Annotated in this window: 8 protein-coding genes; all 8 read left to right on the forward strand. The window is 59.2% G+C overall.

Annotated features, from left to right (window positions below):
* On the forward strand, positions 1-95 hold a 95-nt coding region (locus F9K20_RS21405), incomplete at its 5' end, for an IS3 family transposase (protein ID WP_367238097.1).
* Between the two features lie 35 nt (positions 96-130).
* Positions 131-775, forward strand: coding sequence for a GntR family transcriptional regulator (locus tag F9K20_RS20840; RefSeq protein ID WP_291006617.1), 645 nt, complete (start codon positions 131-133; stop codon positions 773-775).
* Positions 776-1424: 649 nt separating this feature from the next.
* Entirely contained in the window at positions 1425-2438 is a 1014-nt protein-coding gene (locus tag F9K20_RS20845; protein WP_291006619.1) for a GGDEF domain-containing protein, read from the forward strand.
* Between the two features lie 180 nt (positions 2439-2618).
* Positions 2619-5186: an EAL domain-containing protein gene (locus F9K20_RS20850; RefSeq protein WP_291006621.1), complete on the forward strand. Its 2568-nt coding sequence runs from the start codon at positions 2619-2621 to the stop codon at positions 5184-5186.
* A 440-nt stretch (positions 5187-5626) separates the two neighbouring features.
* Positions 5627-6775 (forward strand): hypothetical protein, encoded by a 1149-nt coding sequence (locus F9K20_RS20855; protein ID WP_291006623.1) that lies wholly within the window; start codon positions 5627-5629, stop codon positions 6773-6775.
* Positions 6765-7001: a hypothetical protein gene (locus F9K20_RS20860; protein WP_291006626.1), complete on the forward strand. Its 237-nt coding sequence runs from the start codon at positions 6765-6767 to the stop codon at positions 6999-7001. The genes F9K20_RS20855 and F9K20_RS20860 overlap by 11 nt, the downstream gene beginning before the upstream one ends.
* A 4-nt stretch (positions 7002-7005) precedes the next feature.
* Positions 7006-8280 carry a glycosyltransferase family 2 protein gene (locus tag F9K20_RS20865; protein ID WP_291006628.1) on the forward strand — a complete coding sequence of 425 codons (1275 nt, stop codon included), beginning with the start codon at positions 7006-7008 and terminating at the stop codon, positions 8278-8280.
* A 10-nt stretch (positions 8281-8290) separates the two neighbouring features.
* Positions 8291-9391, forward strand: coding sequence for an HlyD family efflux transporter periplasmic adaptor subunit (locus F9K20_RS20870; protein WP_291006631.1), 1101 nt, complete (start codon positions 8291-8293; stop codon positions 9389-9391).
* Positions 9392-9534 lie beyond the last annotated feature (143 nt).

A 9534-nucleotide genomic window follows, 5' to 3' on the forward strand; every position in this document is an offset into this window, starting at 1 on the left:
ACTACATCGAGCGGTTCTATAACCCCCGACGGCGGCATTCGACGCTGGGCTATGTCAGCCCAGTGGCGTTCGAGGAGCAGATGCGATTAGCTTAGGTGCGTGTCCACGAGACCGGCAGCAGCTCAGTGGTGTGTGGAAACCGGAACAGGTGCTACCAAGTGAAATCAGTCTGGCCGAGGAGCTCGGCGTAAGCATTGGGACCTTGCGCAAGGCGTTTGATCGGCTCGAAACCGAGCGTCTTCTCATTCGCCGCCAGGGACGCGGCACGTTCGTCACGAACCGCGCCAGCGAGGAAATGCTGATGCGCTTCACCAGGATCCGCGACTCAGCCGGGCGGCCTCTACGCAACGAGGCGCAGCCGCTGGAGCAGAGCCAGGGACCGGCCGATGTGCTGGAGCAAGAGCGCCTGCGGCTGACAGCAGAGGATACAGTGCTTCGTACGCGGCGGTTACGCTGTCATACCGGTCGTCCTCTCACGTATGAAGAGAGTCGCCTGGCGCTCGCAAGATTTCCAGGAATGGACGAGGGTCGCGTGCCCCATGACTATCGAATCACGGCGCTGGCCCAAAGGTACGGTCTACATCTCGAACACGCCTGCGAGCGGGTGAGTTTGGCTGAGGCCACAGGCGAGGTCGCGCATTTGCTTAGTGTTGAGTCAGGCAAAGGACTACTGAGGCTAGACCGGGTGATCTACGCCACGCACGATCAGCCGATCGAATGGCGCATCGCCCTGTGTAATCTGGGGGAACACTCCTACTTTGCCGACATGCGGTAGCGAGGTTCGATGTATCGTGCACTGCTTGCGCGTACCTCTGTCGCCACTTTTGGTTCTGCGGATATTAGCAAGGTCAATTGCATTGCGTGAGATTGGGTAATCATAGCATTACCATTTGCGCGAAACTCACTTGAGCCGATCAGCACGCGCCAATTCTATAAGGCGTCCGTAATTTCTTGCTGCGATAAGCGTGGCGGGCGGAGGCATGGCCCGTGCGGCGCGCATCTGCGCTCGATGGCGTACACGCACCCGCACGTGCCAGCAATGGCGTGAGACACGGCGGGCAATTGTTTCCCTTATACGGCGGCCCTAGCGCATGAATGATGGACAGCGGCGGAAGCGTTCATGGCAGAATAAGGAAACTAGCGTCCGTCCGCCTCGGCAGCATTCAACAATTGGAATTGAGGCTGTTGTCTCAAGCGTAAAAGCCTGGAAGGCAGCTCTTTTACAATGCGGTCGCAAACTATCCGCGTTGCTGGCGATTCGGCTAGGATCCAAACCTATTTCGGCGCGCGATCACGGTGTGCTACTCAGTGCGCAACGCAGGGAGGTCCTGGCGGCACGGCTTAGAGTAGCGGCCATTCTTCTCGGCCTTGCGACCATCGCTTGGATACCCATCGATGGTCACCTGCTAAGTTGGGATTGGCGGATGCTATGGCTGCTGATGGTCGGGCGCATCACGGCTGGCGCTATGTTCTTTGCGATCGGGTGGAGGCTGCAGGCGGCGGCGGGGCTCCGGCAGGTGGCCTGGTCGCTGGGTGCCGTGGTGTACATTGGCGTGGCTTTCTTTGTCTATGCACACGTCGTGTTCGCGATGGCCGACAAACTACTGCTGGCAAATGCGAGTCATACGCAATATGTACTGCTGCCAATAGCGCTGGCAGCCGCCATTTCCATTTTTCCGCTGACCGTCATGGAAGCGGGCGTGCTGCTAATTGGCCCGCTCGCGTCGATGCTGTTGGAAATTGTACTAAATGACGGTGGGGAAGGGTTATCTGAAGCCGGGATTGCGGCGCTCTTGATGTGTGTAGTCGTCGTAACAGCGATGATCAGCTCGGTCAGTCAGTTAAAGCTTCTGCTGGCCCTTGAGGAACACTCGACAATGGATCTGCTTACCGGTGCGCTGTCGCGCCGCGCCGGGACAGAGCTGCTGAATTTGCTTTTTGCCAAGGCGGAGCGGGCGGGGAGCCCTTTCTCGATTTCCCTCATCGACCTCGATCATTTTAAGAGGGTCAACGATGGGCATGGTCATGATGCCGGGGATTGCCTTCTTCGAGGCGTGGCGAAAACTTTGAAGGCGAGGCTGCGGCGCGAGGATGCCCTCATTCGATGGGGAGGGGAGGAATTTTTGCTCGTGCTTGCGGGCATGCCGGCAGACGCTACCGCAGAGCTTGTGGCCGAATTGTGCGGATCTGGGCTGGCCGCTCGACCAGATGGCTCAATGCAGACGGCCAGTGTTGGATTGGCCGAGCGCCAATGCGATCGGGCCGGTAGCTGGGAGGAGCTGGTCGAGCTTGCCGATGCCCGGATGTATGAAGCCAAGAGGTCCGGACGCAATCAACTTACTACACTGGCGGGCCAATGCATACCCCTCGCGCGAGGCGCGCGCACGTACGTGGCGCCAACGGCGCAGGTGGTAGGCGCCGACCCGCGCGCCGCATGATGCTCGCGGGGTCCGGTATGCAAGTTATTACCCGCCTAGTGAGACCACCATTGCCATTAGTACTGAGGAAAGAGGGCTAGGCAGCTGCTGCTCGTCGCAGTCTACGGCGCGCTCTAGCGCAGCGTGGGGCCGACCATATTCGAAAAGGACAATGATGCTTTTAGAAGAGAATGGGTAGATATGATTCTTGGTGGTCCGAATAACCGGGTTCATGAGGCCGGACTGGTCGCCGCCGCATCCGGTGGAGATGCGCGGAGTGAAATCTGCCCGGGCGTTGCACCAACAATCGCCAGCACGCCAGGGCGCGAAACCCGTGAACGCACGTTGGTCCAGTTTGTAGCAACCGGCGCGCTTTTCAGTGTCTGCGCTGGGGCCGGCGCACTTGTCGGCCGAGTATACGATCTGACTGCGCTCAAGGGAGTGGGATCAGCTCTTGCGGCAATCGAGGTAAGCACGGCGTGCGCCTTTATCGCCGCCGGTGTCGGTCTTTGGTACCTACGCCGCGCCCCTTCGCCGCAAACCTATCGGCTTGCGAGATTCCTTGCCCTTTATGTGACAGCGCTGGGCGCCGCAGCGTTGGTCCCTTATATCGTGTCAATAGGTCTCGGTGTTGATCTATTGTTGCCGACGAACGAGCGTTCATCGCTTTGGCGGGGGACGATGTCGCCTGCGGCGGCTTTAAATTTTGTGTTTCTTGGTGTGGGCCTCTGTTTTTTGAGGGCGCGCCAATCGCAGTTCGCTGCCCTCTCCCACTGGTTAGTTATTCCTCCGCTGGCGGTCGCCAGCCTGGCCATTGTCAGGCACGCATACGGTATCGATTCTTTGCCGTCCCTTTTCATGGGGGTGCATACCGCCGTGCTATTTTTGATCCTAAGCTTATCCATTCTGGTCGCTGATACGCGCCTGGGGTGGACGCGGATTGCTCTGAGCGGTACTACCCATGGCGCGTTGCTTGTACGTTGGCTACTTCCCGCCACTCCGCTGGTCCTATTTTTGCTGGGGTGGATCCGGTTGGCGGGCGAACGGGCCGGACTCTACGACGGTAGGGTCGGCCTGGCGGTCATGGTGCTGCTAACCAGCGCAGTTTGCATCCTCGCGATCGGTCTGACCGCGACCGTGTTGAATAGACGCGATGTTGCTCGGCTGCGCTCCGAGGCTCGGATAGCCGGTCTGAATTCGAAGCTCGAGCAGCGGGTGCAAGAGCGGACCCAGCGGCTCACTAAACTGTCGCAGGAATTGCGGGAGGCAAACACCGCTCTCGAGAAGCTTGCTTATTTCGATCCACTTACGGGCTTGGCAAATCGAACCCTGTACTGGCGGGAATTAGACAGGGTCCTGAGCGACAACAGCCGAGCCGGTGCTGAGGCAGCTCTTTTGCTTCTAGATCTGGATCGTTTCAAGGAAGTGAATGATTGCTTTGGCCATGCTGCTGGCGACGAGCTGCTGGTAAAGGTCGCCCGCTCGCTAGCGCGCCTACTTGATAAGAGCGATCTTTTCGCGCGCCTCGGTGGCGATGAGTTCGCCGTCGTTGTTCCCCGGTGTGAAGGCCGCGCTCATGCCGAGCGGATCGCGCGACAGCTGATAAAGGGCGTTTCAGATACTGTCCGGCTTGAGCGAGGGGAAACTTCAATCGGGGTCAGCATTGGCGTTGTGATGATGCCGCAAAACGGCACTGACGCAAGCGATCTGTTGCGGAAAGCCGACCTTGCACTTTACCGCGCCAAGGCCGAAGGGCGCGGTCGCTTTGCGTTTTTCACGCGCGATATGAGCAGTGCGGTGCAAAGCAAGCTCGCGTTGGCGCATGACTTGCGCCGTTCTGTCCGCCAGAAGGAAGGACTGATGCTGCACTATCAGCCACAGGTTGATCTCAGATCGGGGCAGGTGACGAGCTTTGAGGCATTATTGCGTTGGACGCATCCTACGCGCGGTAATGTGTCTCCGAGCGAGTTCATTCCGATTGCTGAGAGTTCGGGCCTAATTTGTGAGCTTGGCGCTTGGACCATGAGAGAAGCTGCGGTCCAGGCGCGGGCGTGGTTGGATATGGGCGAGCTGCCTCGTCGCGTCGCAGTCAACATATCGGCTACACAGATCCTCCATACGGATATAGTCCGGGAAATAAAGAAAGTTCTAAAAGACACAGAGCTCCCACGGCACCTCTTATCTCTAGAGCTCACCGAGAGCGTCTTTGCCGATCATTCAGAGCGGCATCTCGGTCGTGTGCTAGGAGAACTCAAGCGGCTCGGAGTGACTTTGGCGCTTGACGATTTTGGGACAGAGTATTCGTCGCTGAGCCGTCTAACCCAGTTGCCCTTCGACGCTCTCAAGATCGATCGTCTTTTTGTTCATGATGTCAAAAAATCAGGGCGCGCGCGCGAACTCTTGCGGGGGATCATCGCATTGGGCCACGGGCTGGGGATGCAGGTGTGCGCAGAAGGTGCCGAAACGTCGGAGGAACTTTCCATTCTCCGTGAGCTGGGATGCGATACGGTTCAGGGCTTCGTGTTCGCACGCGCCATGGCAGCGTCAAGGGCGCTAGCCTTCGCTCGCGGCGCGTCGATAGAGACTTCGCACCAGACCGACGAGTTGCCTGCGAGTTCGTCGAGCTTGCCTCGCTGTGCGCGCCCTGGTCGCGCCGTCAGGGACCGTAAGCGCCGATGGCGTGCACCCCGCTGGTGTGTGCAGGTGCCAGCGCGGCGAGGAATTCACGCTGGTAGCACCAGCGAATGTTCGAGTTCATCGCACCGATAAGCGGCAGAAGATGCGGCTTACGGTCAACGAGGGGCATGGGAGACGTACGATTGCTGGAGAAAGCGCTACGGGGACTAGCAGTGCAGGCGCCTATGGAGCCGTGGGCATCGGCGTCATTCAGTTCCTTATCGGCACCATACAAGCCAGTGTCCGCCGAGACTAGTTGCGTGATTGCGACCAACGGCTCGATGCCGACTCACGGACGCCTGTTTTAGCGTTGCGAGCGGTCGATGCGATGCGGCTCGTGCATGTCCCCGACGGGCCAGCCAGTCGCGTCATACTTCTCAGGAGCGGGCGCAGTTTAAGGTTCTCTTTCTTATAATTTTGAAGAAATGCGGGCTTTCGGACGGCGTCTTGACCTTTATCAAGCCCGATGCGCTCAGAAAATAAGCATCCTGCCGGATTACAGCTGCCAAGCGGGTCGCAATTGCAGGTGTCTAATGGCTTCGAGCATTCCATGGTCGGCCTCCCTGGCGCTGGCGCCGATCCCCCAGCGGCCAGAACAGATCGGCACTGGCGAGATGTTAGAGGCAGCGCCTGCCACGCAGGTGCCCAGTCTTAGCATCCTCTGGCTATCCGCCGTTCCGGCCCCCAGTTTCCGGCCTTCTTTTGCGCAGCTCCTCGTCGGCGAAAAGGCGCGGCCGGATGCCGTAGTCGTTGGCGGTGTCCGCGACCGAGAACTCTTATCAACGTGGCTCTCGAAGGCGGCGGCAGCGGTTGTGCCGATGATCGATACCAGCGAAGGCACCGTGACCGGAGCCGACCTCTCGCTTCCCCTCGTCTCCGCCGAAGGCTTCGAGTTGGCGCTGGCTGCCTTGCGACCGGTGATCGAGCGCGTTCGCACGCTCCCCGCAACCTACTTCCAGAGCACCGATCCTGGCCTTTGGCTTCTCGCCCGATTGGCGACGCGTGAAATGGCTCTTGAGCCTCAACGAGACGTCGGCGCAAAGGCAACTGTTCGCTATGCGCAGACGAGTATGCTGCCTAACCTGTTGGCGAGTGCCGAGCGGCTCTACCGGTCCGAGCATCTTGAGCGACACTTCTTCGATCGACTGAACCTATGTCCCTCTTGCTCGTCAGCGCGCCTCCTCGTGCGCGAGGAGTGCCGCAGCTGCCGCTCGTCGGACGTTGTCGAAGAGCCCATCATTCACCACCTGCGCTGCGCCTACCAAGGCCCCGAGCGGGACTTCCGCGACGGACGGCATCTTACGTGTCCCAAATGCCGAAACCGGCTCGAGCACTTTTCGGTCGATTACGACAAGCCGGGAATACTGACCGTGTGCAATTCCTGCGGCCATACGAGCGGAGAGCCGGCGGTTGGCTTCGTCTGCCTCGACTGCGCATCGAAAGGTGACGCGAACCTGCTCAGACCGCAGATCATCTATTCGTACGCTCTGACGGAGTTGGGGCGGCAGGCCGTATTCAACGCGTTCGCCGAAAGCGATGGTGAGACGGAAAGCCAGCGGCTGCGGCGCACGGTGCGGCAGTTTGTGGCGGAACACCGTGCGCTGGCCATTCCCTGCGCCATTCTCGTCGTCGAGCTGCATCCGGCGCGCGTCGGCGGAGAACTCGGAGGAGGTGACGATTGAAGAAGCCACCGAGTTCTTTGGCAGCATGTTGCGCGAAACCTTCTCGCCAGAGACAGACATTCTTCGTCTCGGCCGCACGTTCACAGTCATGATCAGTGGCCACTCGCCAGCGGCGATTACGACAGACCTGGAGCAGATCCGCACCTCGGTCGAAGGTCACCTCTCGGTGCCGCTAAATGTGAGCTACAGGGTGATGTCGCTCGACGACTTCGAGAGAACGCCATAAAACAATGCTCGACGAGGCACTCGGTTCGGCTTGGACGTTTCTGGTGAGTCTCTCGCCATACGCGCTGCTGTCCATCTTCTGGTTCACCGCGCTCTTGGAGATACCCCGCTATTTCCTGAGCTTTGCCGCAACAATAGTGGTGCTTTCATTGCGGAGCCGGCGGCCTTTGAGTAAAGTTCCGCCGCTGAAGGTCTCGATCGTCATTGCGGGGCATAATGAGGCAGGCTCTATCGACCGATGTGTCTCCTCACTGCGAGAGCAGACGCTCACGGCCTTCGAGATCATCTGTGTCGACGATGGCTCCACCGATGGAACATTTAACGCCATGCGGAGGCTTGAACGTCAGGGCCGGGTGCAGCGCACAGTGCGCTGTCAGCTAAGAGGTGGCAAACCAGCCGCCGTCAATCTCGCGGCTCGACTGGCGACAGGCGATATACTCGTCGTCATTGACGCTGACTGCTCGTTTGAGCGCACCGCCATTGAGGAGCTCGTGCGGCCATTCGCTGAACCCGGTGTAGTGGCGGTTTCCGGAAATATCCTCATTCGCAACTGGCAGAAGTCGGTCATTACATCGCTGCAGGCGATCGAGTATCTCATCAGCATATCGCTGGGGAAGACCACCTCAGATGTCTTCAATCAGGTGACTTGCGTTTCCGGGGCGTTCGGCGCCTTTCGCAAGGCGGCTTGGGAACGCGCGGGTGGTCTCGACCCGATCTCGGGCGAAGACTTCGACTTGACCATGCGCCTGCGCATCGCCGGCGGGCGCGTGATCTTTGCGAGACGGGCCGTCTGCTATACCGACGCGCCCGAGACGCTGATGGGCCTTGCCCATCAACGCAACCGCTGGGAGCGTGACGCCTTCTGGATCCGCTTTCGCAAGTTCCGCCGGACGCTCACCCCATCATCAGATGGCATCCGTTGGCAGGAAACAATCCATCAGCTCGACTTCTTCGTCTTCAATGTTGCCTGCGCGATGCTGTTCCCGTTCTACGTGCTGGGGCTGTTTCTCCAGTTCGGAGAGTTCGCCTTCATTGTCTTACTGGCAGCCGGACTTGGCCTGTATCTTCTCGACGGACTGTCCTTCGCACTGGCTGCATGGATAACGGGTAAGGCGCAATACTGGAAGCTGGCGCCGTTTCTTCTGCTCTACGGCCCCTTTCAATCGTACGTAATGCGGTTCATTCGCCTGTGGGCCTACGTGGACGAATGGATTTTCTCAAAGTCGCGCGAGGACAACTACATTCCTGCGAAGGTGCGCGCATGGTCGATTTGGCGATGAGGCAGTGACGATGATCACCTCGCTACGCAACAGAATTAGACCGGACGACCTAAAGACCCAGGTTCGTGGCGGCGGGAGGGGTCTTGTTCGCCGGATCTACCTCGCATCGGTGCTCATTCTCCTGTCCTTCATCTTCTACTACACGGTAGGCCAGTTCCTATTTCTCGAGGCCTATGGGCTTGTCGATAGAGACCGATCGGTTGTGGCGGCAATCTCCAACTCGCGTGTGGCCGAGGTCTATGTCCACCCTGGTCAGTGGGTGGAGAAGGGTACGCCGCTGCTGAAACTGCAATCGCCTGACGTGTTGATGGAGCTCGGTCGCTATGAGACCCGACGCGGAGACGTTCTGCGGCGTAGCGCTGAAATTCAGAGACGGCTTCAGGTCATTGATGCCCTCAAACCTCTCGCTGCAACACGGCAGGCCAAGGCTGCCGCTCTTGAATCCACTTCGACAAAACTGGGGGCCGGTGGCTTTGCCTCGGCGTCTCATCTCGCAGGCGTGGCGCGCGATGCCTACGAGTCGGCGCGAGAACTCGCGGTTCTCGAAGCCGAAGAGAAATCGCTCAAAGAAGAGGCAGAGATGCAGGCAAAGATGCGCACCGATCTCGATGCGCTCATCAAGGAGCTGAAAAGTATCTATGATTATGGCCATGTGGGTGGGGTACACGCGGCAGCGGATGGGACGGTGGGACCGCGTATCGCTGATGTCGGCCAAGTTGTGCGCACGGGTGATCCGTTGCTGGAGATTCTCACGGGACCGACCTACGTGCTCGCTTATCTGCCAAGTGCCCGTGCGTACGATCTCGATGATGGCGACCAGGTCATCGTGACAGACGGATCTTCGCGGGTCAAAGGTGAGGTTGAGCGACGAAAGAACGTTGCTGATCGCCTTCCCAGCGAGTTCCAATCGCAGTTTGGTGCTGTTGACCGCCGGGAGGTCTTTCGCGTGAAGTTCGCCAGCGCGCCGCCCTTTGCTCTCCTTTCGAAAGTCCGTGTTGTCAACCCGGCCTCACCGTCCAACGTCATCGCGCTGATTCACGGGGCGATTGACAATCTTGTGGAGAGGACCCTATTGCGGCTCGATCATCATACGCCGCGCTCAAGAAACTGATCGGCTCAAGCGCGCTCCTGATTACGCACCATCCTAAGCCCTAATCGCGCCATCCGAATCGGCGGAGAATGCGCGCGATTTCAGGGAGATGAGCGATGGCGCGCAACCGCATCCAGTTCCAGAAGGGCCTCTCGGAGGCACGT

The organism is Hyphomicrobium sp. (genome assembly GCF_009026145.1).
In the GTDB taxonomy this organism is placed as follows: domain Bacteria; phylum Pseudomonadota; class Alphaproteobacteria; order Rhizobiales; family Hyphomicrobiaceae; genus Hyphomicrobium_A.

Excerpts from the sequence above, each read along its gene's own strand:
- F9K20_RS20845 (WP_291006619.1), top strand. The coding sequence starts at position 1,425 with ATGCTATGGCTGCTGATGGTCGGGCGCATCACGGCTGGCGCTATGTTC.
- F9K20_RS20850 (WP_291006621.1), top strand. The coding sequence starts at position 2,619 with ATGATTCTTGGTGGTCCGAATAACCGGGTTCATGAGGCCGGACTGGTC.
- F9K20_RS20855 (WP_291006623.1), top strand. The coding sequence starts at position 5,627 with ATGGCTTCGAGCATTCCATGGTCGGCCTCCCTGGCGCTGGCGCCGATC.
- F9K20_RS20865 (WP_291006628.1), top strand. The coding sequence starts at position 7,006 with ATGCTCGACGAGGCACTCGGTTCGGCTTGGACGTTTCTGGTGAGTCTC.
- F9K20_RS20870 (WP_291006631.1), top strand. The coding sequence starts at position 8,291 with ATGATCACCTCGCTACGCAACAGAATTAGACCGGACGACCTAAAGACC.